Raw genomic sequence first — 22,966 nt, 5'->3', positions numbered from 1 at the left:
CCCGTTCATGCCCCGGCAGAGACTGTGAAGGAGCCGCAGCAGCGATGGCCCGCCGCAGCACGAAGACCCCGCCGCCCGACGACTCGTACGAGGAGAAGATCCTCGACATCGACGTCGTGGACGAGATGCAGGGCTCCTTCCTCGAGTACGCGTACTCGGTCATCTACTCGCGAGCCCTGCCGGACGCCCGTGACGGCCTCAAGCCCGTGCACCGCCGCATCGTCTACCAGATGAACGAGATGGGCCTGCGCCCCGACCGCGGCTATGTGAAGTGCGCCCGCGTCGTCGGCGAGGTCATGGGTAAGCTTCACCCGCACGGCGACGCGTCGATCTACGACGCGCTGGTGCGCCTGGCCCAGCCGTTCTCCATGCGCCTCCCGCTGGTCGACGGCCACGGCAACTTCGGCTCGCTGGGCAACGACGACCCGCCGGCCGCCATGCGTTACACCGAGTGCCGGATGGCCGACGCCACGTCACTGATGACCGAGTCCATCGACGAGGACACGGTCAATTTCACGCCGAACTACGACGGCCAGGAGCAGGAACCGGACGTCCTTCCGGCGGCGTATCCGAACCTCCTGGTCAACGGCTCTTCGGGCATCGCCGTCGGCATGGCGACGAACATGCCGCCGCACAACCTCGGCGAGGTCATCGCCGCCGCCCGTCACCTGATCCGCTACCCGGGCGCCGACCTCGACACGCTGATGAGGTATATCCCGGGCCCCGACCTGCCCACCGGTGGCCGGATCGTCGGCCTCTCCGGGATCAGGGACGCGTACGAGTCGGGCCGCGGCACCTTCAAGATCCGCGCCACGGTGTCGATGGAGAACGTGACGGCGCGCCGCAAGGGGCTCGTCGTCACCGAACTGCCCTTCACCGTCGGTCCGGAGAAGGTGATCGCGAAGATCAAGGATCTGGTCGGCGCGAAGAAGTTGCAGGGCATCGCCGATGTGAAGGACCTCACCGACCGCTCGCACGGCCTGCGCCTGGTCATCGAGATCAAGAACGGCTTCGTGCCGGAGGCGGTCCTGGAGCAGCTCTACAAGCTGACGCCGATGGAGGAGTCCTTCGGCATCAACAATGTGGCGCTGGTGGACGGCCAGCCGCTCACCCTGGGCCTCAAGGAGCTCCTCGAGGTCTACCTCGACCACCGCTTCGAGGTCGTGCGCCGCCGCAGCGAGTTCCGCCGCGGCAAGAAGCGCGACCGCCTGCACCTCGTCGACGGCCTCCTGATCGCCCTGATCGACATCGACGAGGTCATCCGGCTGATCCGCTCCAGCGACAACTCCGCGCAGGCCAAGGAGCGCCTGATGGGGCGCTTCTCGCTCAGCGACATCCAGACGCAGTACATCCTGGACACGCCGCTGCGCCGACTGACCAAGTTCGACCGCATCGAGCTGGAGTCGGAGCGCGACCGCCTCAACGGCGAGATCGACGAGCTGACCGGCATCCTGGAGTCCGACGCGGAGCTGCGCAAGCTGGTCTCGAGTGAACTGGCCGCGGTGGCCAAGAAGTTCGCCACCGACCGGCGCACCGTGCTCCTGGAGTCCGCGGGCACCCCCACCGCGACGGTCCCGCTGCAGGTGGCGGACGCCCCGTGCCGGGTGCTGCTGTCGTCGACGGGGCTGCTGGCGCGTACAGCGAACGGTGACCCCTTCGGGGAGGACCCGGACGGCAGGCGCACCAAGCACGACCTGATCGTCTCCGCGGTGCCCGCTACGGCCCGCGGCGAGATCGGCGCGGTCACCTCCTCGGGCCGTCTGCTCCGGCTGAACGTGATCGACCTCCCGCAGCTGCCGGAGACCGCGTCAGCGCCCAACCTCTCCGGGGGCGCGCCGATTTCCGAGTTCCTCTCCGCCCTGGAGGCGGACGAGACGGTGGTCTGCCTGACGACGCTCGACGAGTCGTCGCCGGGCCTGGCGCTCGGCACGGCGCAGGGTGTCGTCAAGCGTGTGGTGCCCGACTATCCCTCGAACAGGGAGGAGTTGGAGGTCATCACGCTCAAGGAGGGCGACCGGATCGTCGGCGCGGTCGAACTGCGCACCGGCGACGAGGACCTGGTCTTCATCACGGACGACGCCCAGCTGCTGCGCTACCAGGCCGCGCAAGTCCGCCCGCAGGGCCGTGCGGCGGGCGGAATGGCGGGCGTCAAGCTCACCGAGGGCGCGAAGGTGATCTCCTTCACGGCAATCGACCCGGCGGTGGACGCGGTGGTGTTCACGGTGGCGGGCTCGCGCGGCACGCTCGACGACTCCGTCCAGACGACGGCCAAACTGACCCCCTTCGACCAGTACCCGCGCAAGGGCCGCGCCACGGGTGGCGTGCGCTGCCAGCGGTTCCTGAAGGGCGAGGACTGCCTGTCGCTGGCCTGGGCCGGCCCGGCACCGGCGCGGGCCGCACAGCGCAACGGCACGCCGGCCGAGCTACCGGAGATGGACCCCCGGCGCGACGGTTCAGGCGTGTCCCTGGCGAAGACGGTGTCGGTGGTGGCGGGCCCGGTGTAGTCCCGGGTCAGCCCTCCCGGCCGGGTTCCTGTACGAAGCGCAGGACGCCCCACATGCTGTGCTCGTCGGCGTGTGGGGCGTCCTCCTCGCACGCTTCCAGTTGCTTTCCGAGGGCGGTGGCGTCGATGCCGGAGCCGATGAGCACGAGCTGGGTGCGGCGCGCGTCGGCCGCGGGCCAACGCTCCGGATAGAAGCGCAGGAACCGCCCGACGGCATGCACGACGTAGCGATGACCGCTGTCGTGGGCGCCGAAGTCGACGTACCCCTTGATGCGGTAGAGCCCCTCGGGCCTGCTGTCGAGGAACTCCATCAACCGCCGTGGACTGAGAGGGGCTTCGGAGGTGAAGGAGAGGGATTCGTAGGCGGAGTGCAGATGATCGCCATGATCGCCCTCGTCGTGCCGGTGAAGGTCGTCAAAGGACAACTGCCCGATGCGCTCCTCGGTCGGCCTGCAGTCGAAGAGGAACTCCGGATCGATCCGGCCGTAGGCGGCGGGCACCACGGCGGCCCGGTCGACGAGGTCCTGGACAACGCGGAGTACCCGCTCACCGTCCACCGCGCGATCGACCTTGTTGACGACGACGAGATCGGCGAGGGCGAGATGCCGCTCGATCTCAGGGTGCTTCTCGCGCGTACTGTCGAACTCGGCGGCATCGACGACTTCGACCAGCCCGCCGTACACGATCCGCGGATGCTCACTGGCCAGCACCATCCGTACGAGCTCCTGAGGCTCGGCAAGTCCGCTCGCCTCGATCACGATGACGTCGACGCGGGCTGACGGCTGGGCGAGCCGCTCCAGATACTGATCGAGCTCACTGGTGTCGACGGCACAGCACAGACACCCGTTTCCGAGGGACACCGTGGAATCCCCCAGCGCGCCCGCCACAGCCATGGCATCGATCTCGATCGCCCCGAAGTCATTGACGATCGCCCCGATCCGGCTGCCGCCGCTGCGGTGCAGCAGATGGTTGAGCAGGGTGGTCTTGCCGGAGCCCAGAAAGCCGGCGAGGACGACGACCGGGATCTGCTGCGGACTGGGCTGGCTCAACGGACGACCTCTTTCACACCGATGCGTACGCCGGCTCGCGGACCGGCTCCCGTACGAGCGCGCCTCACACGCCGGCACGCGTACGGGAATGCGTGCCGACCCAGGATACGAGCGGGCGGAACGACGCGAAGTGAACGATGGTTAACGGCGCTCGCGGTTGTTCTCTCCCTGAGCGATCCCGCCTACCAGGTGTGCTGGGAGCCGCCCAACACGCGCATGACGCAGGAAAGGTGGCGACAGCTCCTCGTCGCCAACTTGATCGTCAGCATGTGGAGCAGCGACTACAAGCTGGGATTCCTGGACGACCGCACAACTCGCGCCGTACTCAGCGACTACTTCCGTGGCGAGATCGGCCGCGCCTATTGGCACAACAGCGGGCCCTCATGGCACAGGTACTTCGACGAGGGCAGGGATGCCCGGCAGCGACGATTCGTCGACCTTGCGGAGGAGGCTTACGCCGCTGCTGTAGCCGCAGGTCCGCCCATCCTCACCCGCGACTACTTCGACCCCCCGGCCGCCCCTTCAGCCCCGTGAGCTCAAGGAAGACGCGGATGGCGGCGCCTGGGACACGCTCACCGACTGCTCGTCAGGGAGCGGCGGGAACCGGCACCGGTGCGCGCTTCCCCACGTACCGAGCCCCTGGACGGATGATCTTCGAGTCCTGGGCCTGTTCCAGGATGTTGGCGCTCCAGCCCACGACACGGGCCGCGGCGAAGGTGGGGGTGAACATCTCGCGGGGCAGGCCGCAGAGTTCCATGACCACGCCCGCGTAGAACTCCACGTTCGTGTGCAGCTCCCGTCCGGGCTTGAGCTCGGCCAGGATCGACTCCACCCGGCGTTCGACCTCGACGGCGAAGTCGACCAGCGGGCCGCCGAAACCCTGAGCGATGCCGCGGAGCATGCGTGAACGAGGGTCCTCCGTACGGTAGACGGGGTGGCCGAAGCCCATGATGCGGTCGCCCGCGAGGACGCGTTCGCGGATCCACGGGTCGATGCGGTCGGGGCTACCGATCGCGTCGAGAGTGTCCAGGGCCCGGCTGGGAGCGCCACCGTGGAGAGGCCCCGAGAGGGCGCTGACGGCACCTACGAGACATGCCGCCACGTCAGCGCCTGTCGAGGCGATCACTCGCGCCGTGAACGTTGACGCATTGAATCCATGGTCAATGGTTGAGATGAGGTATTGCTCGACCGCACGAGCCCGTGCCGCATCCGGCTCCGAACCCGAACATGTACAGGTAGTTGGCGGCGTACGCGAGGTCGTCACGCGGCTCCACAGGCTCCATCCCCTGACCGAGCCGGTACAGCGCGGTGAGCAGTGTCGGGACGGCCGCGGTCGCCGCGAGGGCGTCGGCACGGCGCCGCCCCGCGCCGATGTCGTACACAGGCCGGAATCCCAGAGACGCGCCCAGCAGCGACAACGCGGTGCGCAGCCCGGCCAGCGGTCCCGAGGGCCCCGTCGCCGCGGCGATCGCGGGCAGCGCGGCGCGCACGTCGTCCGGCAGCCGGCGCCGCTCCGCGGTCTGTGCAGTGAAGAGGGCGCGCTGTGCCGCGTCGGGCAGTTCCCCGTGGATCAGAAGATGCCAGACGTCCTCGAAGCCACGGGTCTGCGCGAGTTCGACGGCCGAGTACTGGCGGTAGTGGTAGAAGCCCTCGAGCCCCCTGACGTCACCCAGCTCGGTGTCGGTGACGACGACGCCCGCGAGTCCTCGCGGTACGTCGACAGAGGTGGACGTGGCCCGGTTGATCTGCATGATTCCTCCCTGAACTTGATTCGACTGTCCACTGTTGACTCAATCCGTGTCAATATTGATCCAATCAATACGCCGATACACAGATACGGTGGCGCCCATGAGGGATCGAGAAGCGGCAGCGACTGAGCACGAAGGCCGACGACTCAGCACCAAGGAGACCGCCGAGCTGCTCGGCGTGAAGCCCGAGACCGTGTACGCCTATGTCAGCCGCGGTCAGCTCGGCAGCCGCCGCGAACCCGGTGGACGCGGCAGTACGTTCGACGTCAAGGAGGTGGAGGCGCTCGCACGTCGTAACAGACGGGAGACCGGCGGGAGTTCGAGCGCCGACGGCGAACTCTCCGTCCGTACCCGCATCACCCTGATCGACAGGGACCGGTACTACTACCGCGGCGTCGACGCGACACAACTCGCCGCGCGGTACTCCTACGAAGAGATCACCGAATGGCTGTGGACGGGAAAGCTGCGCCCCGGCGTCACGTTCACCGCTCCGGAGATCTCCGTCGCCGCCGCCCGGCGCGCCGTCGACGCGCTGCCCGAGCACAGCGGCCCGACGGACCGGCTGCGCGTCGCGGCGATCGCGGCGGCGGCGGCCGACCCGCTGCGTTTCGACCTCTCCGAGAACGCTGTCCTCGGCACCGGCCGCACCCTCATCCCCACCCTCGTCGCCGCGCTGCCACCCCTCAGACACGACCATCAAGACAAGGGCCCGCTGGCGCACCGCCTGTGGGGACGGCTCACCGGCCGCAAGCCCGATGACGCGTCACTTCGCGTGCTGGACACGGCACTCGGGCTGCTCGTGGACCACGACCTGGCCGCCTCGACGCTCGCGGTCCGGGTCGCGGCGTCTGCCCGGGCCCACGCGTACGCCGCCGTGTCGGCGGGCCTCGGCGTGCTCGAAGGTCCCCTGCACGGCGCGGCCAGCGGGCTCGCGCACCGGCTGCTGCTCGACGTCCTGGACCGGGGTACGGCGGCACCCGTCGTCGCGGACGAGCTGCGCGCCGGGCGCCGGGTCCCCGGGCTCGGCCACGGGCTCTACCCCGGCGAGGATCCACGCGCGCGTGCCCTGTTCGCCCTCCTGGAGGAGGTCCCCGGCGCCGCGCCCGCCCTGGCGGCGGCCCACGACATCGTGACCACCACCGCCCGCCACACACCGCTGCACGCCAATGTCGACCTCGCCCTGGCCGTCCTCACCGTCGCCTGCGGCATGCCGGCCTCCGCGGGCGAGACGGTTTTCGCCATCGCCCGTACGGCGGGCTGGATCGCCCACACCCTGGAGGAGTACGAGGAGCGCCCCCTGCGCATGCGGCCGAGCGGACGGTATGTGGGCGAGCGGCCTCCGCAGCCATTCCCGCGCTAGGCGGCCACTGGAGAACAGCTCCGCCTGCGTGACGGCCGTCCCTGCGGCGGGCCGACCGTCACCAAGGAGGCGGAGCCGGCGCCCAGGAGGCGCAGCCGACACCCAGGGGCCGCGCCCGACGTGTCCGCTCCCCTCCTGCACGCCCCCACGCCCCGCCCTGCGCCGAGGGCCGCCCCGTGCGCCCACGACCGCGCGGCTGGAAGTCACCCCGGGGCCAAGTCAGGTTAGGCTCACCTGTGTGAGTATGTGCACGACCGCGTCGCGGCACCTCGACGAGCCCCTCGCGGGGACCGCGGCCACCGCAAGGACATGGCTGCTGATCGAGCAGCCCGGCCCCTGGGGTGCCAAGGCGCTCACTTCGAGCCATCTGGACCCCGCGCTCGGCCGCGCCCTCGAGGCGGCGGCGGAGGGCACCGGCGTACGGATCGCGCTCATCCGCCGCCCCGGCCGGCACGCCGACTTCGGTACGCCTACCGAACGCCATGTGTATGCGGCCCACACCACTCCGGGAAACGTATGGCTGCACAGCGCCACCACGTGCGATCCCGAGCAGGTGCTCGATCTCGACTTCGCCGCGCTCGGCATGGGCGACCCGGATACCTTCGACGCGGCTCTCGGGGGTCGGGCCCACGCAGGCGACCCGCTCGCCCTCGTCTGCACCAATGGCAAGCGTGATCGCTGCTGCGCCCTGCTCGGACGGCCCCTCGCGGCCGAACTCGCCGTCTCCGGGGTGAAGGGGGTCTGGGAGGTCACCCATCTGGGCGGTCACCGCTTCTCGCCCACGGTGCTCGTGCTGCCGTACGGATACGCCTACGGTCGCGTCGAGGCCCACGCCGTCAGGGAGATCCTCCACGGCGTGCAGGAAGGTCGTGTCGTCATCGAGGGCTGCCGCGGAAGCTCCGCCTGGGAGCGCCCCGGCCAGGCGGCCGAGCTGGCCGTGCGCAGGGTGGCCGGAGAGCACGCCGCTGACGCTCTGACCGTGGTTCGCACGGAGGGCACCGCCCCGCGCTGGGAGATCACCGTCGCGCACACCGACGGCCGTCTGTGGCGCGTCGTCGTCGCGCGGGGCGCCTCGCTGCCGCCCCGCCAGGAGAGCTGCGGCTCGGCCTTGGGTTCGCCGGCCAGGATGGACGTGGTGGCCGTACGGGAGCTGGAGCGGACGGCAGCCGCCGTGAGCTGCTGACGACGGACACCGCCCTCAAGGCCCCATATTCGTATCCGTCCCCCACTCCTCGCACACCGACGGTCAAGAGATCCACACCACACTCCCTTCGGCGGGGCCCGCCCGTCGCCGTACCGTCATAGCCATGAGCCCCACTCCCCCCGCACGACGACGGCGCCTCGGTCTGCCGCGGCGGGTGTTCTCGCAGGTGCTGCTGATGCAGGTGGCGATCGCGGCGGGAGTCGCCGTTCTCGCCACCGGGCTGTTCCTCGCTCCCCTGAGTGCGCAACTGGACGACCAGGCGATGCGCCGCGCGCTCGCGATCGCGCAGACCACGGCGGTTCAGCCGCAGATCGCCGAGGACCTCCGCACGACGCGGCCGTCCGTGGACGGGCCCGTGCAGACGGAGGCCGAGCGGATCCGGAAGGCCAGCGGGGCCGAGTACGTGGTGGTGATGGACCTGAACTGGGTGCGGTGGTCGCACAGGGACCCGACGCAGATCGGCAAGAAGGTCTCGACCGACCCCCGCCAGGCCCTGGCCGGCGAGGATGTCATGCAGATCGACACCGGCACCCTGGGCCGTTCGGCCCGCGGCAAGGTGCCTCTGCGCGACGCCGACGGCGACATCATCGGCGCGGTCTCGGTCGGCATCAAGTACGACAGCGTGCGGGCCCGGTTGATCGATGCGATCCCGGGGCTCCTGGCGTACGCGGGCGGGGCCATGGCCGTCGGCGCGCTGGCCGCGTATGTCATCTCGCGAAGGGTCCAACGGCAAACCCGTGACCTGGCCTTCTCCGACATCTCGGGGCTGCTCGCGGAGCGCGAGGCGATGCTGCACGGCATCAGAGAGGGCGTCGTCGCGCTGGACCGCAGCGGCCGCGTACGCCTCCTGAACGACGAGGCGCAGCGTCTGCTGGGCGTCGACGCCGAAGCCATCGGACAATCGCTCGACGACGCGCTCGGCCCGGGACGTACGACCGACGTGCTCGCGGGCCGCGTCACCGGCACCGACCTGCTCACTGTCCGCGGCCAGCGCGTCCTCGTCGCCAACCGCATGCCCACCGACGACGGCGGCGCCGTCGCCACGCTGCGCGACCGCACCGAGCTGGAGCAGCTCGGCCGCGAGCTCGACTCCACCCGCGGACTGATCGACGCCCTGCGCGCCCAGGACCATGAGCACGCCAACCGCATGCACACGCTCCTGGGGCTCCTTGAACTGGAGATGTACGACGACGCCGTGGAATTCGTCGGAGAGGTGGTCGGCGACCACAGGGTCACGGCGGAACAGGTCACCGAGAAGGTCCACGACGCGCTGCTCGCCGCGCTGCTGGTCGGCAAGGCGACCGTCGCCGCCGAGCGGGGCGTCGCCCTGTGGATCTCGGACGGGACTCTGTTGCCGGATCGGTTGATCGACCCGAGGGGGCTGGTCACCGTCGTCGGGAACCTCGTCGACAACGCGCTCGACGCCGTCGCGGGCACGCCGCACGCACGCGTGGAGGTCGAATTGCGCGCCGAGGGGCGTACCGCGGTGCTTCGGGTACGGGACACCGGGCCCGGAATCCCGGAGGAGCGCCGGGAGTTGATCTTCACTGACGGGTGGACCACCAAGAAGCCCCCGGCGCACGGCAAACGCGGAATCGGCCTCTCCTTGGTGCGCAGGCACGCCGAGCGACAGGGTGGCAGCGCGGAGGTGGCCGAGGCGGACGGTGGGGGCGCCGAGTTCACCGTCGTGCTGCCGGAGGCGCTGACGGAACCGCAGGCCCGGCTCGTACCGGAGCCGCCCTCGTCCCCGGAGAACGCCGCCCTCACCGCCGCCACGGACGCCAAGGAGGAGTCGCGATGATCGAGGTCCTGGTCGTGGACGACGACACCCGGGTCGCGCGGGTCAACGCCGCCTACGTGGAGAAGGTTCCCGGCTTCCACGTCGCCGGCGAGGCACACAGCGCGGCCGAGGCGCTGCGCCGGATGGAGGCGCTGCCGCACCTGGACCTGGTCCTCCTGGACCACTATCTGCCGGACGAGACGGGCCTCGCGGTCGTCCAGGAGATGCGCCGGCGCGGCCACCAGACCGACGTGATCATGGTGACCGCGGCCCGTGACATCTCGACCGTGCAGGCGGCGATGCGACAGGGCGCACTCCAGTACCTGGTCAAGCCGTTCGCGTTCGCGGGCCTGCGCGCCAAGCTGGAGGCGTACGCGGATCTGCGCCGCACCCTCGACAGCGGCGGCGAGGCCGAACAGTCCGAGGTGGACCGGATCTTCGGAGCCCTGTCGGCGAGCGCTGAGCCGGATCTGCCCAAGGGCCACTCCCCGCCGACCGCGGAGCTGGTGCGGCGCGCCCTGGTGAACGCCGAGGGCCCGCTGTCGGCCCAGGAGGTCGCCGAGGAGACCGGACTGAGCCGGCAGACCGCACAGCGCTATCTGAAGCTCCTGGAGCGCACGGGGAGGGCCAGGCTGACCCTCAAATATGGCGACGCGGGCCGCCCGGAGCATCGCTACGTCTGGGCGACCCGCGTTTGAGGGCACGGCCGAGGAGGCGGTGCCCTCGTACGGCTGTCAGGGGAGTACAGCCGTACGAGGTTGCCGGCTCAGCCGGTGGCGGCCTTCTTCACGAACTCCGTGGTGTACGTCTTGCTCAGATCCACATCGGCGTTCTTGATGTTGGGGTTGAACGCCTTGAGGACCTTCTCGACGGTCTCGGGACCGTCCTGGGGCATCACGCCGTCCTTGGTGAACATCGGCAGCGTGCTGCGGACGGCCGCGGCGTAGAGCGTCTTGTTGCCCTGGGAGTAGTCGGCGGGCATCTTGGCGGCGATGTCGGACGCGGTGTGCGTGGACATCCACTTGAGGGTCTTCACGAAGGCGTTGGCCAGCTTCTGGACCGTCTCCTTGTGGCTGTTCACCCAGTCCGTCTGCATGTAGAGGCTGGAGGAGGGATACGGTCCGCCGAGCGCCTCCTGCGACCCCTTCGGCGTACGCATGTCGATGAGCACCTTGCCGAGGTTCTTCTCCATGACCGTGGCCACGGTGGGGTCCGTCGTCATGCCGCCGTCGATGGCCCCCTTCTGGAGGGCGGAAATGAACGTCGGTCCGGCGCCGACGGCGACCGGCGTGAACTCGCTGACCTTCACACCGTTCTTGACCGCGAGGTACTTCGTGAGGAAGTCGGTCGAGGAGCCGAGTCCGGTGATACCGAGCTTCTTGCCCTTGAAGTCCTTGGGTGAGGTGATGTCGTCCGCTCGCGTCTTGGCGACGATCTCCACCTCGCCGGGCGCCTGTGAGAACTGCACGACGGACTCCACGGACTTGCCCTTGGTCTGCAGGTCGAGCGTGTGGTCGTAGAAACCGACGGCTCCTTGCACCTGCCCGGAGACGAGGGCGGTCTCGGCCTGGACACCGGCCGGCTCGCTCAGGAGTTGGACATCCAAACCCTCCTCCTTGAAGTAGCCGAGCCGCTGGGTGAGCATCGCGGGGAGGTAGATGACCTTGTCCAGGCCACCGACCATGATCTTGACGTGTTCGCCCGCGCCGCCGCCCCCGTTACTGCCGGAGTCGGCCGTCGTGCCGGCCGCGTCATTGGCGCAGGCGGTGAGCGAGGTGAGGGCGAGCAGACCGGCGGCTGCCAGCGCGGAGTATCTGGCGGTCTTGCGCATGGTGGTTCACGTCCTTGTGAGTGAGGAAAGTGCGTGCGTACGGCGGGGTCAGCGGTCGGAGTCCGACGGCTTCCACCGGAAGATGCGGTGCTCGACGAAGGTCAGCAGTCCCTCGGCCAGCAGGGCGACGACCGCCAGGATGACCATCGCGGCGTACACACCGGCCGCGTTGAAGGTGCCCTGCGACTGCGCGACGAGCAGGCCGATGCCCTTGGTGGCGCCGATGTACTCGCCGACGATGGCGCCGATGAGTGCGAAGCCGAAGCTGACGTGGAGGCTGGTGAAGATCCACGAAGTGGCGGACGGGACGACGACCTGGAGGGTCACCCGCCGGTCGCTCGCGCCGAGAATGCGGGCGTTCGCCACCAGGTTGCGGTCGACCTCGCGGGCGCCCTGGAAGGCGTTGAAGAAGACCGGGAAGAAGACGAGGACCACGGCCGACGCGACCTTGGAGGCCGGTCCGAGTCCGAACCAGATCACGAAGATAGGTGCAAGGACAATCCTCGGTATGGAGTTGAGCACCTTGATGTATGGACCAAGGACATCGGCGAGAAAGGCGATCCGCCCCAGCGCGATGCCGAAGACCACTCCCGCGACCACCCCGATGACCCAGCCGAGCAGCGCCTCATGGAGCGTGTACCAGATCTGTTCGCCTAGGGAGCCGAGCGCGGTCCCATGGGTCACCCACGTGTAGATCTGGTCCCAGATCTTCGACGGCATCGAGAAGTTGAACGGATCGATGACCTTGGCCCGCGACAGCCCCTCCCACAGGCCGAGAACGGCGACCAGGAGCAGCGCGCGGGCGGCGGCCACCACGACCTTGCGTCTGCGCGCGGCACGAGCGCGGGAGTGCGCGCGGCCCGGGGCCTTGACCGTGTCGACGACCGGCGTGCTGAGAACCTCAGGCGACATTGGCCGCACCTCTCTCACGGGTGATGCGGACCTCTTCGCCGAGGGATTCCCAGATCTCGCGGTAGATCTCGATGAACCGCGGCTCGAGACGCACCGATTCGACCTTGCGCGGCCGCGGCAGATCGATGTCGAAGACCTGCTTCACGGTGGCGGGGCCCGCGGTCATCACGACGACCTTGTCGGCGAGCGCGATGGACTCCTCCAGGTCGTGGGTGACGAAGACGACCGAGGATCCCGTGCCTTCCCACAGTTCGAGCAGCTCGTCCGACATCAGGGCCCTGGTCTGCACGTCGAGCGCCGAGAAGGGCTCGTCCATCAGCAGGATCTCGGGGTCGTTGACGAAGGTCGCGGCGAGGGCGACGCGCTTGCGCTGGCCGCCGGAGAGCTGGTGCGGATAGCGGTCCTCGAAGGCCGCGAGCCCGACCCGGGCCAGCCATTCGCGGGCCCGCCGCTTCGCCTCCGCCTTCGGTACGCCTCGGAAGCGGGGCCCGGCCATCACATTGGACAGGACGGTACGCCAGGGGAACGTGGCGTCCTGCTGGAAGACGAAACCGACCTTGTCGCCGACGCCGGCGACGGGCTCACCGGCGACCAGGACCTCGCCCTCGGTGGGCTCCTCGAGACCGCTGACCAGCGTCAGCGTGGTCGACTTCCCGCACCCGGTCGGACCGACGACGGCCACGAACTCGCCGCGTCCGATGGTCAGGTCCAGCTCCCTGACCGCCGTGTGCAAACCCCCCGACGGTGTCTTGAAGATCTTGCTCGCGCCCCGCAGCTCGATGGCGGGGCTGGTGTCTGCGCTCATGGCCCGGACCGTAGATGTGGCGCGGGCCACAACATCAGTCTTCTGGGCGCAAGCCCTACTTCTGCTTGCAAGAGTCTGTTGTGCTCGTTTTGCTCGCGCTACAACAGCGGAGCCGAAACACGGGCTTAACGCTCGCCAGGCCTTGAGCGAAAGAGGCCCGATGATTGACGTCCTGGTCGTGGACGACGACTTCCGCGTCGCCGAGATCAACGCCAAGTACGTGGGAAAGGTTCCCGGTTTCCGGGTGGCCGCCCGCGCACACAGTGCTGCCCAGGCCCTGGCCGCCGTCGAGCGCGCGCCCATCGACCTGGTCCTGCTCGACCACTATCTGCCCGACCAGACGGGCCTCGAACTGGTCCACCGGATGCGCGAACACGGCCATGGCACCGACGTCATCATGATCACCGCGGCCAGCGATGTGGTCACCGTGCGGGCGGCGATGCGCCTGGGCGCCCTGCACTATCTGGTCAAGCCGTTCACCTTCACCGCCCTGCGCACCCGCCTCGACTCGTACGCAGCCCTGCGCCGCACCGTCGACCGGGTCGGCGGTCGCGGCGTGGCGGGCCAGGAGCAGGTCGACCGGATCTTCGGCGCCCTGCGCACCGCGCCCGCGCCCTCGTCACCGGGACTCCCCAGCGGTCACTCGGAGCCGACCACCGACCTCATCTGCGACGTACTGCACCGCGCGCACCACCCGCTGTCGGCCCACGAAGTGGCCGCCGAGACCGGCCTCAGCCGCTCCACCGCTCAGCGCTATCTGCGCCACCTCGAACAGGCCGGACGCCTGCGGCTCTCGCTCAAGTACGGAGACACGGGCCGACCGGAGCACCGCTACACGTGGGTGGCGCCCTAAGCGCCATGGCGCACGCCCGCGGCGTACGTCCGTGGCGTACGTCCATGACGGCTTCCCCGTTCGCCGTGTACGCCCCCGCGCGGGCCCTCAGACGGCCCCGGCTCCGGTGAGCGCGCGCACCTCGAGCTCGGCGTGCTTGGCCTCGTCCGGCGGCTCCGCCGAGGTGACCGTGCCGAGCCAGCCGGCGAGGAAGCCCAGGGGAATCGAGACGAGTCCAGGGTTCTGCAGCGGGAAGTACTGGAAGTCCACGCCCGGGAACAACGACTCGGGGCTCCCGGACACCACCGGCGACAGCAGCACGAGCACCAGCGCGGGCGCCAGGCCGCCGTATACGGCCCACACCGCGCCGCGTGTGGTGAAGGACCGCCAGAACAACGAGTACAGCAGCACCGGAAGGTTCGCGGACGCGGCGACCGCGAAGGCGAGACCCACCAGGAAGGCCACGTTGAGATCGCGGGCGAGCAGCCCAAGGGCGATCGCCACGACGCCGATTCCGACGGCCGCCGCCCGCGCCACGGCCACCTCGCTGTGCGGCTTGGCGTGCCGACGGCGCAACGACGCGTACAGGTCGTGCGCCACGGACGCGGAGGACGCGAGGGTGATTCCGGCGACGACGGCCAGGATGGTGGCGAAGGCGATGGCGGCGACGACCGCGAAGAGAACCGTTCCTCCCGTTGAATTCGCCCCGCCGCCCAGATCGAGCGCGAGGAGCGGAACCGCGGTGTTCCCCGCCGCGTTCGACCCGCGCACCGCCTCAGGGCCGACGATCGCGGCCGCCCCGAAACCCAGCACGATCGTCATCAGGTAGAAGCCGCCGATGAGCCCGATCGACCAGACCACCGAGCGCCGCGCGGCCCGGGCCGTCGGAACGGTGTAGAACCGCGACAGGATGTGCGGCAACCCCGCCGTGCCGAGCACCAGCGCGAGACCCAGGCTCATGAAGTCGAAGCGCGCCGTCCAGTCCCCGCCGTACTTGAGTCCGGGCGCGAGAAACGCCCTGCCGTGCCCGCTGCGCTGCGCCGCCGAACGCAGCAGCTCATTGATGTCCCCATGGAAGCGCACCAGGACGAGCGCGGTCAGAGTCATGGCCCCGCCGAGCAACAGGACCGCCTTGACGATCTGAATCCAGGTGGTGGCCCGCATCCCTCCCAGCGACACATAGATCACCATCAGCGCGCCGACGCCGATCACCGTCCAGTTCCGCGCCGCCTCGCTCGTGCCTCCCAGCAGCAGCGCGACCAGACTGCCCGCTCCCACCATCTGCGCCACCAGATACAGAACGGACACGGTCACCGAGGAAGTTCCCGCCGCGATCCGCACGGGCCGCTCACTCATCCGGGCCGCGACAACATCGGCGAGGGTGAACCGCCCGCAGTTGCGCACCAGTTCGGCGGCCAGGAACAGGACAACCAGCCAAGCGACGAGAAACCCCACGACGTACAACAACCCGTCGTATCCGTAGAGCGAGATGAGCCCCGTGACCCCAAGGAAGGACGCCGCCGACATGTAGTCGCCGGAGATGGCAAAACCATTCTCCAGCGGTGAGAACAGCCGCCCGCCGGCATAGAACTCCTCCGCCGAACCATGCCGGTTACGGCTCACCCACGTCGTGATCGCCAGCGTCACCGCCACGAACACGCTGAACAGCAGCAGCGCCAGCGTCTGATGGTTGCCGCTCATCGCTCACCACCTCTGACGTTCCGCGTCAGCTCCTGGGTGTCCCAGCGCAGATCCAGCGCGGCCCGGTCCCTGCGCAACCGCGCATGCCGCGCGTACGCCCAGGTGAACAGGAACGTCGTGAGGAACTGCCCGAGTCCCGCGAGCAGCGCCACGTTCACCTCACCGGCGACGGGCCGCGCCATGAAACCCGGCGCCGTCGTCGCGGTCACCACATAGCTCACGTACCAGGTGAAGAACATCGCGACACCCGGGATTACGAACCTCCGGTACCGGCTGCGCACCTCCTGGAAGGCAGCACTGCGCTGCACCTCCAGATAGACGTCGGCCGCCCCGCCTGTCCGTGCTTCGTGGTCCGGGCGTGCGGGCGGCACAGCGGGAGCGGGGGCACCCGTGCCGTCCACCTCACCCCAGCCGGAGGCGAGCGCGTCGTACCAGGGGTCGTCGAACCGGACCTTCCCGCTGTCGCCACCGTCGTGTTTCTCCACCGAACTCTCCTTGTCCGCGGCCCGTTTCGGCCGCGTGCCCAAGGATGGGCAGATCGGGAAGATCCCGGACTCTTCTCTCCGCGCTCTTCACCCCATCAGGTGACTCAGCCGGCCGGCGGCCGTACGAGACCCTTCCCATAGGCGTAACGCACTGCTTGAGCACGGTCCTTGAGCCCGGTCTTGGCGAAGAGGTTGTTGATGTGGGTCTTCACGGTGGCCGTGGAGACATGCAGTTTGCGGGCGATCTCCTGGTTGCTGAGGCCCTCGGCGATCAGCAGGAGCACCTCGGTCTCGCGCGCGGTGAGCCCGTCCGGTGCCTCCGCAGGCGGAGCCTGTTGCGGTGCCGGCTCCGACAGCCGCTCCAGCAGCCGTCGTTGGATGCTCGGCGAGAGCCCCACGTCCCCGGACAGCACACTCTCCACCGCCCGTACGATCTCGTCGCCTCCCGCGTCCTTGGTCAGATAACCGCGGGCCCCCGCTCTGAGCGCGGGAAACAACGACTCGTCGTCCGCGTACGTCGTCAGCACGACGACCTGTGTCCCGGGGTGCTCGGCGCGGATGCGCCGGGTCGCCTCGACACCGTCACAGCGGGGCATGCGCAGGTCCATCAGCACGACGTCCGGAGCGAGTTCGGCGACCAGCTCCACCGCCTCGTCCCCGTCCCCGGCCGCTCCGACGACCTCGATCCCGGGCAGCAGTCCCAGCAGCATCACAATGCCCTCGCGCACCACGGTCTGGTCGTCCGCCACCACAACCCGCGCCGGCTTCCTTGCCGCCTCCTCGCTCTGTGTCATACGGGCACCTTCAGCGTCACCACGAACCCCTCCTTGTCCGGTCCGGCCTCCAGCGAACCGCCCAGCAACTCGGCACGCTCCCGCATGCCCAGCAGACCGTACCCGGCTCCGGAGCCGCTGAGCTCGCCCGGTGGGCCGCCCGAGTCCCGTACGTCCAGCGTCACTTCGTGCTCGCCGTAGTCGAGCCGTACATGAACCTTGGCGCCCGGAGCGTGCTTGCGCACGTTCGTCAGAGCCTCCTGAGCGACTCTGCGCACCGCTTGCGAGGCTTCGGCGGGCAGCGCGTGCCGTTCGCCGGTCACGGTGACGTCGGCACCGTCGGCCGCGGCGACGAGTTCGCCGAGGAAGTCCTCCAGCGGGGTGATCTCGCCCCGCAGCGCGGAGAGCGCCTGCCGGGTCTCCGCCAGCCCCTCGCGGGCCATCCCCCGTGCCGCTACGACCCGTTCGAGGATGGTCTCGCGGTCCGCGCCCCGCTCAATGAGCAGCCGGGCCGCCTCCAGGTGCACGAGTTGCGCCGAGAGGCTGTGGGCCAGCACGTCGTGGATCTCCCGCGCGATCCTCGCCCGCTCCGCGAGCGCCGCCGATTCCGCTTCGGCCGTACGTGCCGCACGCTCCTGCGCCAGCAGTCGCTGTGCGCTCCCCCGCGCCTCCGCGTCCAGACGCAGCACATATCCGGCCAGCGCGAGCCCCGCTGTGGTGGCCGCGGTGGTCAGCCAGACATCGTTGTTGACGACGGCGTACGCGCTCAGTGCCACGGAGGTGGCCGGCAGAGCTGCCGCGAGAGGCAGCCGCTCGATGGCGCTGACTGCGCACCCGCACCACAGGACGAGCGCCGGCGTCCGGAAGCCCACGCCCTGCCCCACCGTGGCGATCGCGAGCAGCAGAGTGAGCAGCCCCAGGGACGGCAGCAGGCGGTGTTCGAGCGTGGTCCGCCAGAACGCCCAGGCGAGGAGCGCGCAGAGCACGATTCCCGCGAGGGCCGCCGCGACGCCCCAGCCGGGCAGGTCCCTGTTCGTGAAGGTCGTCGCGATGAGTGTGCCCAGGGCGAGGGCCCGCACGGTCCAGGCGAGTGCCCGCCGCGCCTTGGGCGATCCCTCTCGGGAGAGGGCCTCGCGGGAGGGCCAGTGCTTCCACGCGTTCTCCGTCACACGTGCTCCTTCCACGAGGCCTGAGAAACGCCGTCACCGTACGCCCGGCCCACTTCGTCCGCGGGGCGCAGCGATTGCGTCCGCCAGACCACGAGCCCGGAGCGGACCAGCAGCGTCGCCGCGAGCCCGAGCAGCAGAGCGGAAGAGTTCTGGTGCACGCCGAGCAGGGCACCGATGCCGAACAGACCCAGACGCAGCCCTACGCCCACGATCCAGACGGCCAGGCTGGCCTTGGTGCTCTTGCTCCACACCGAGCCGTCCGGCTCAGTCCATATCCGCGTCGTCCATGCCCAGCCGGCCCCCATGGCCAGGCCTATGAGCAGTTCCACACCGAGCAGAAGGATCGCCCCGGTTTGATGGTGCGGATCGATCACTCCGGGCTCTCGCAGAGCGAGGAAGGCCACAACGGAGGGCACGATCCACCAGCGCCGGTCCGTCGTGATCCTGCGGGTGCGGAACTGGCGCGCGATCACCAGGACAACGACGGCGCAGGTCAGCAAAGCGTGGACGAGCCCGGACATCATGGCCTCCGTTGGCGGGGAAGAGCGGGTATCGGCAGCGGGAGCTGTCGACGCCTTCGACGCTACGGAAATCGGCTGGTCAGCAGATCGGAGCCGGGGTGGATCGTGGGTGGATCCCCGACCACCTCGCATCTCCACCTACGGGTGGAGCTTCCCCGCTGGGCGCTGCTGCAGGGTGGCCGTGCTCTTGGATTCCGCCCCCTCCGCCCCTACCCGTCACGTACTCCGGGCTCCGCCCCCAGACCCCCCGTTCGGCTTGAACGGCCTCGTCCTCAAACGCCGGACGGGCTGGTTCATGCCCACCGGGCTGGATGATGCACCGGCCGAGGGGCCGTGCCGGTACATCCCCTGCCTACATCCCATGCCCGTCGCTTACGTTCGCGACCAGAGACGGCTCCCCACGGACCAACGTCTGATCCGTCGGCGCGACGGGCAGGGATGTACCGGCACGGCCCCGACCAACCGACCCTGCAGAAGGCGCCCCGCCCGCCTACGCGTCGATCCGTGAGCGATCCAACGTCGCCGCCGAGCTGGAGATGAACTCCTTGCGCGGAGCCACATCGTTCCCCATCAGCAGATCAAACACCTGCTCGGACGCCTCCAGATCGGAGATGTTGATCCGACGCAGCGTCCGGTGCCGCGGATCCATCGTCGTCTCGGCCAACTGGTCGGCGTCCATCTCGCCGAGTCCCTTGTAGCGCTGAATCGAGTCCTTGTACCGCACGTTCTTGCGCTGCAGCTCAAGCAGCGTCTCGCGCAGCTCCCGATCCGAGTACGTGTAGATGTACTTGTCCTGGCCCTTTTTGGGCTGACTGAGCTCGATGCGGTGCAGCGGCGGCACCGCGGCGAACACCCGCCCCGCCTCCACCATCGGCCGCATGTAGCGCTGGAACAGCGTCAGCAGCAGGATGCGGATGTGCGCGCCGTCGACATCGGCGTCGACGAGAAGAATGATCTTCCCGTAGCGCGCCGCGTCGATGTCGAAGGTCCGGCCGGACCCCGCTCCTATGACCTGGATGATCGCACCGCACTCGGCGTTCTTCAGCATGTCCGTGACGGACGCCTTCTGAACGTTGAGAATCTTGCCTCGAATCGGCAGCAGCGCCTGGAACTCGGAGTTCCGGGCCAGCTTGGCCGTACCGAGTGCCGAGTCACCCTCGACGATGAACAGCTCGCTGCGCTCCACGTCGTCACTGCGGCAGTCCGCGAGCTTGGCGGGCAGCGAAGAGGACTCCAGGGCCGTCTTCCGGCGCTGCGCGTCCTTGTGCTGGCGGGCGGCGATCCGCGTACGGGCGGCGGCGACTGCCTTCTCGAGAACGACCCGAGCCTGCGCGGCGGCGTCCCGCTTCGTGGAGGTCAGGAACGCCTTGAGCTCCTTGGAGACCACATTCGTCACGATGCGGCGGGCAGCCGACGTGCCGAGGACCTCCTTGGTCTGCCCCTCGAACTGTGGCTCGGCGAGGCGCACGGTGACGACGGCGGTCAGGCCCTCCAGCGCGTCGTCCTTGACGATGTCGTCCTCGGCGACACGCAGCAGCTTCTTGGCGCGCAGCACCTCGAGCATCGTCTTGGTGACAGCCTGCTCGAAGCCCGCGACGTGGGTACCGCCCTTGGGGGTGGCGATGATGTTCACGAACGACTTCAGGGTCGTGTCGTAACCGGTTCCCCAGCGCAGCGCGACGTCGACACCGAGTTCACGTGTGACCTCGGTCGGCGTCATCTGCCCATGGTCGTCGAGGACCGGGACCGTCTCCTTGAAGATGCCCTGACCGGAGAACCGGAGGATGTCACAGACGGGCTTGTCGGTGGCCAGGTACTCACAGAACTCGCTGATGCCGCCGTCGAAGCGGAAGGACTCCTCGCCCTTGCTGCCGCCCTCACCGAGTCCGTACTCGTCGCGGACGACGATGGTCAGGCCGGGCACCAGGAAGGCGGTCTGGCGGGCGCGCTGGTGCAGGTGCTCCAGGGAGAGCTTGGCGTCCTTGAGGAAGATCTGGCGGTCCGCCCAGTAACGCACGCGCGTGCCGGTTCGGGCCTTGGGGATCCGCTTGAGCTTGCGCAGGCCGCCCGTGGCGTCGAAGGCGGCGTCCGGACCGTCCGCCTTGAACGCTCCTGGCGTACCGCGACGGAAGCTCACCGCGTGGGTGTGGCCGCTCCGGTCGACCTCCACGTCCAGGCGGGCGGAGAGCGCGTTCACCACGGAGGCGCCCACGCCGTGCAGACCGCCGGAGGCCGCGTACGAGCCGCCGCCGAACTTGCCGCCGGCGTGCAGCTTGGTCATCACGACCTCGACACCGGACATGCCCGTCTTGGGCTCCACGTCGACCGGGATGCCGCGGCCGTTGTCCCGCACCTCCACCGAGGCGTCGTCGTGCAGGATCACCTCGATGTGGTCGCAGTAGCCCCCGAGAGCCTCGTCGACGGAGTTGTCGATGATCTCCCAGAGGCAGTGCATCAGGCCGCGACTGTCGGTCGACCCGATGTACATGCCCGGGCGCTTGCGTACGGCCTCGAGCCCCTCGAGGACGAGCAGGTGCCGCGCGGTGTAGTTGGAACCGTCCCGGTCTGCTCCGGTCAGCAGCGCTGTGGACGGCACGGACGTCTCGGCGGTCACGCGGTTCGCTCCTCGCTGAATTTCAGATGGGACCCTTTTGGGTAAGGGCCCGGCTTCGGTCGCCGCTCAGAGGGTACCGAGGCCTGGTAGAGCCGTTGTAACGCCACCCTCGCACGAATCCCAGACTAGTCCAGGGTCGTATAGGTGTTCGATCCCTCGATTGAGTGAAGTACATATCACGTTCCCTTCCAGGCATGAACCATTTAGGCTCCGGGCACGTCCTCATGAACAACCGGCAAGCCAGCCGGGAGGACAGACCCCCTGACCACCAGCGCGAACCCGTACAGACACGAAGACACGCAATACGGCTCATTCGCCGCCAACCGGCAGCAGACAGCCGGCCCGGAAGAAATTTTTCGAGGAAAAGCCGCGAGCGGGAACGTTTTCGGCCTGGTTGGATGTTGACCCTGGTACGACAGCTCGTCGAGCTAGAGAAGAGGCGACGTGACTACTGTTCTGACCCCCGCGAGCCCGCTGACGGCCGCTGACCGCTGCGACCGTTGCGGCGCCCAGGCTTATCTGCGCGTCGTCCTCCTGAGCGGCGGAGAACTGCTCTTCTGCGCCCACCACGGTCGCAAGTTCGAGCCGGAACTCAAGAAGATCGCCGCTGAGATACAGGACGAGACGGAGCGGCTGACGTCCGTTCCCGAAAGCGTCAACGACGAAGAACGCTGACACTTCGCATCAACGACGAGCGAGTGCCGGCAACAGGCCGGTGAGCGGGCGGCCACCCCCTGGACACAGGGAGTGGCCGCCCGTACTCATACCGCTTCGCCGGTCGCGCTCAGCGGCTCCCGCCGAGCGCCGAGGCGACGGCCGAGACCCGCGTGTAGACACCTGGGCTGCCAGCCCGTCCGCAGCCGACCCCCCATGACACAAGGCCGATGAGCCGCCCCTGGGCGACCAGCGGCCCCCCGCTGTCGCCCTGACAGGCGTCCCGCCCGCCCTCGGGTTCACCGGCGCACAGCATGGACGCTGCTCGGTATGTGCCGACAGCGCTCCCCGGATAGGCTTCTTTGCACGAGGCGTCCGGGAGCACGTGCACGGGCGCGGCCCGCAGCGTGCGCGCGTAGTCGCCACCGCCCGACGCGTCACCCCAGCCGTAGACCACGGCGGCCGTCCCCGGTTCGTACGCGGCGTCGCCGGAGGATGCCATGCGCATGACCGAACTCGCGGGAAGTGGCGTGGCGAGTGTGAGCACGCCGAAGTCCCCAGCGTTCGTGTGGCTGTCATAGGCCGGGTTGATCCGGATAGCGCTTACCGGGATCTCCTTGCCTTTGGCCGACAGCAGATCCCCGCGCTCCGCGATGACCTTCAGGTCCCGCACCTGCTGTGGCGGCGCCCCGAGTACGTCCGCGCCCAGACAGTGGGCCGCGGTCAGCACCGTGGACGGGCCGATTACCACTCCCCCGCAGAACTGCCCTGCGCGCGTACCCCCGAACCGGTCACGACTGGACAGCGCCACCGTCCACGGACTCTTGGAGATATCGACTGGATAGCCACCGATGACAACGCTGTCGCCCGCTGCCGGGGCGGGGGACGCAAGCGGTATCGCGGCTGCGGCGGCCGCGAGGGCCAGGACGGGTGCAAAGAGACGGCGCATGCGCGCTCCTCACTCTGGGATGGTCATGGAACACCCAGAGTGATCCAACAAGCGCGGGTACGCACTCCGCGCATAC

The 22,966-nt window shown here is 69.1% G+C and carries 19 protein-coding genes and 1 pseudogene; 8 read left to right on the top strand and 12 right to left on the bottom strand.

Annotation, left to right across the window (positions count from 1 at the left end; all coding sequences use genetic code 11):
* Positions 1–44: 44 nt before the first annotated feature.
* The gene (locus AB0D27_RS09745) at positions 45–2,504 is read left to right on the top strand and encodes a DNA topoisomerase IV subunit A (protein ID WP_362504605.1); all 2,460 of its coding nucleotides are present in this window, start codon (positions 45–47) and stop codon (positions 2,502–2,504) included.
* 7 nt (positions 2,505–2,511) lie between these two features.
* On the opposite strand, the gene AB0D27_RS09740 is transcribed toward AB0D27_RS09745, so the two are convergent.
* Complete coding sequence (locus tag AB0D27_RS09740; RefSeq protein ID WP_362504602.1) at positions 2,512–3,552, bottom strand: GTP-binding protein; 1,041 nt, start codon at positions 3,550–3,552, stop codon at positions 2,512–2,514.
* Between AB0D27_RS09740 and AB0D27_RS09735 the strand changes: the two genes are divergently transcribed.
* The gene (locus tag AB0D27_RS09735; RefSeq protein ID WP_362504599.1) at positions 3,469–4,086 is read left to right on the top strand and encodes a DUF6082 family protein; all 618 of its coding nucleotides are present in this window, start codon (positions 3,469–3,471) and stop codon (positions 4,084–4,086) included. The genes AB0D27_RS09740 and AB0D27_RS09735 overlap by 84 nt on opposite strands.
* A gap of 52 nt (positions 4,087–4,138) precedes the next feature.
* Here the strand turns inward: AB0D27_RS09735 and AB0D27_RS09730 are convergent.
* A pseudogene (locus tag AB0D27_RS09730) lies at positions 4,139–5,303 on the bottom strand (citrate synthase/methylcitrate synthase).
* Positions 5,304–5,400: 97 nt separating this feature from the next.
* Between AB0D27_RS09730 and AB0D27_RS09725 the strand changes: the two are divergent.
* From AB0D27_RS09725 to AB0D27_RS09710, 4 genes are all read left to right on the top strand, one after another.
* Complete coding sequence (locus AB0D27_RS09725) at positions 5,401–6,660, top strand: citrate synthase (RefSeq protein ID WP_362504596.1); 1,260 nt, start codon at positions 5,401–5,403, stop codon at positions 6,658–6,660.
* A gap of 238 nt (positions 6,661–6,898) precedes the next feature.
* A complete protein-coding gene (locus AB0D27_RS09720) occupies positions 6,899–7,843 on the top strand; it encodes a sucrase ferredoxin (protein ID WP_362504593.1) in 945 nt (314 codons plus the stop codon).
* 124 nt (positions 7,844–7,967) lie between these two features.
* Positions 7,968–9,665 (top strand): sensor histidine kinase, encoded by a 1,698-nt coding sequence (locus AB0D27_RS09715; protein ID WP_362504590.1) that lies wholly within the window; start codon positions 7,968–7,970, stop codon positions 9,663–9,665.
* Positions 9,662–10,342 carry a response regulator gene (locus tag AB0D27_RS09710; protein WP_362504587.1) on the top strand — a complete coding sequence of 227 codons (681 nt, stop codon included), beginning with the start codon at positions 9,662–9,664 and terminating at the stop codon, positions 10,340–10,342. Before AB0D27_RS09715 ends, AB0D27_RS09710 begins: the two co-directional genes overlap by 4 nt.
* Positions 10,343–10,410: 68 nt before the next feature.
* Here the strand turns inward: AB0D27_RS09710 and AB0D27_RS09705 are convergent, their stop codons facing one another.
* The 3 genes from AB0D27_RS09705 to AB0D27_RS09695 are packed head-to-tail and all read right to left on the bottom strand — an operon-like array spanning position 10,411 to position 13,192.
* Positions 10,411–11,475, bottom strand: a complete 1,065-nt coding sequence (locus tag AB0D27_RS09705; RefSeq protein WP_362504584.1) for an ABC transporter substrate-binding protein — start codon at positions 11,473–11,475, stop codon at positions 10,411–10,413.
* A gap of 48 nt (positions 11,476–11,523) precedes the next feature.
* Complete coding sequence (locus AB0D27_RS09700) at positions 11,524–12,387, bottom strand: ABC transporter permease (RefSeq protein WP_362504581.1); 864 nt, start codon at positions 12,385–12,387, stop codon at positions 11,524–11,526.
* Positions 12,377–13,192, bottom strand: a complete 816-nt coding sequence (locus AB0D27_RS09695) for an ABC transporter ATP-binding protein (RefSeq protein ID WP_362504578.1) — start codon at positions 13,190–13,192, stop codon at positions 12,377–12,379. The genes AB0D27_RS09700 and AB0D27_RS09695 overlap by 11 nt, the downstream gene beginning before the upstream one ends.
* 160 nt (positions 13,193–13,352) lie before the next feature.
* Between AB0D27_RS09695 and AB0D27_RS09690 the strand changes: the two genes are divergently transcribed.
* On the top strand, positions 13,353–14,045 hold the full coding sequence (locus tag AB0D27_RS09690) for a response regulator (protein WP_362504575.1): 693 nt from the start codon (positions 13,353–13,355) through the stop codon (positions 14,043–14,045).
* A gap of 87 nt (positions 14,046–14,132) precedes the next feature.
* Here the strand turns inward: AB0D27_RS09690 and AB0D27_RS09685 are convergent, their stop codons facing one another.
* The 6 genes from AB0D27_RS09685 to AB0D27_RS09660 all read right to left on the bottom strand — a co-directional run bounded on the left by AB0D27_RS09685 (position 14,133) and on the right by AB0D27_RS09660 (position 21,287).
* A complete protein-coding gene (locus tag AB0D27_RS09685; RefSeq protein WP_362504572.1) occupies positions 14,133–15,725 on the bottom strand; it encodes a cation acetate symporter in 1,593 nt (530 codons plus the stop codon).
* A complete protein-coding gene (locus AB0D27_RS09680) occupies positions 15,722–16,210 on the bottom strand; it encodes a DUF485 domain-containing protein (protein WP_362504569.1) in 489 nt (162 codons plus the stop codon). The genes AB0D27_RS09685 and AB0D27_RS09680 overlap by 4 nt, the downstream gene beginning before the upstream one ends.
* A 104-nt stretch (positions 16,211–16,314) precedes the next feature.
* A complete protein-coding gene (locus AB0D27_RS09675) occupies positions 16,315–17,004 on the bottom strand; it encodes a response regulator transcription factor (protein ID WP_362504566.1) in 690 nt (229 codons plus the stop codon).
* Positions 17,001–18,152 carry a histidine kinase gene (locus tag AB0D27_RS09670; protein ID WP_362504563.1) on the bottom strand — a complete coding sequence of 384 codons (1,152 nt, stop codon included), beginning with the start codon at positions 18,150–18,152 and terminating at the stop codon, positions 17,001–17,003. The genes AB0D27_RS09675 and AB0D27_RS09670 overlap by 4 nt, the downstream gene beginning before the upstream one ends.
* Positions 18,149–18,673 (bottom strand): DUF1453 domain-containing protein, encoded by a 525-nt coding sequence (locus tag AB0D27_RS09665; protein ID WP_362504702.1) that lies wholly within the window; start codon positions 18,671–18,673, stop codon positions 18,149–18,151. The genes AB0D27_RS09670 and AB0D27_RS09665 overlap by 4 nt, the downstream gene beginning before the upstream one ends.
* 490 nt (positions 18,674–19,163) lie before the next feature.
* Positions 19,164–21,287, bottom strand: coding sequence for a DNA topoisomerase IV subunit B (locus tag AB0D27_RS09660; protein ID WP_362504560.1), 2,124 nt, complete (start codon positions 21,285–21,287; stop codon positions 19,164–19,166).
* A gap of 444 nt (positions 21,288–21,731) precedes the next feature.
* Between AB0D27_RS09660 and AB0D27_RS09655 the strand changes: the two genes are divergently transcribed.
* Positions 21,732–21,962, top strand: a complete 231-nt coding sequence (locus AB0D27_RS09655; RefSeq protein ID WP_121406526.1) for a hypothetical protein — start codon at positions 21,732–21,734, stop codon at positions 21,960–21,962.
* Positions 21,963–22,071: 109 nt separating this feature from the next.
* Here AB0D27_RS09655 and AB0D27_RS09650 read toward each other — a convergent pair whose 3' ends face one another.
* The gene (locus AB0D27_RS09650) at positions 22,072–22,890 is read right to left on the bottom strand and encodes a serine protease (RefSeq protein WP_362504557.1); all 819 of its coding nucleotides are present in this window, start codon (positions 22,888–22,890) and stop codon (positions 22,072–22,074) included.
* Positions 22,891–22,966: the final 76 nt, after the last annotated feature.

Source organism: Streptomyces sp. NPDC048415 (assembly GCF_040651675.1).
In the GTDB taxonomy this organism is placed as follows: domain Bacteria; phylum Actinomycetota; class Actinomycetes; order Streptomycetales; family Streptomycetaceae; genus Streptomyces.
This window is presented reverse-complemented; position numbering and strand designations above follow the sequence as displayed.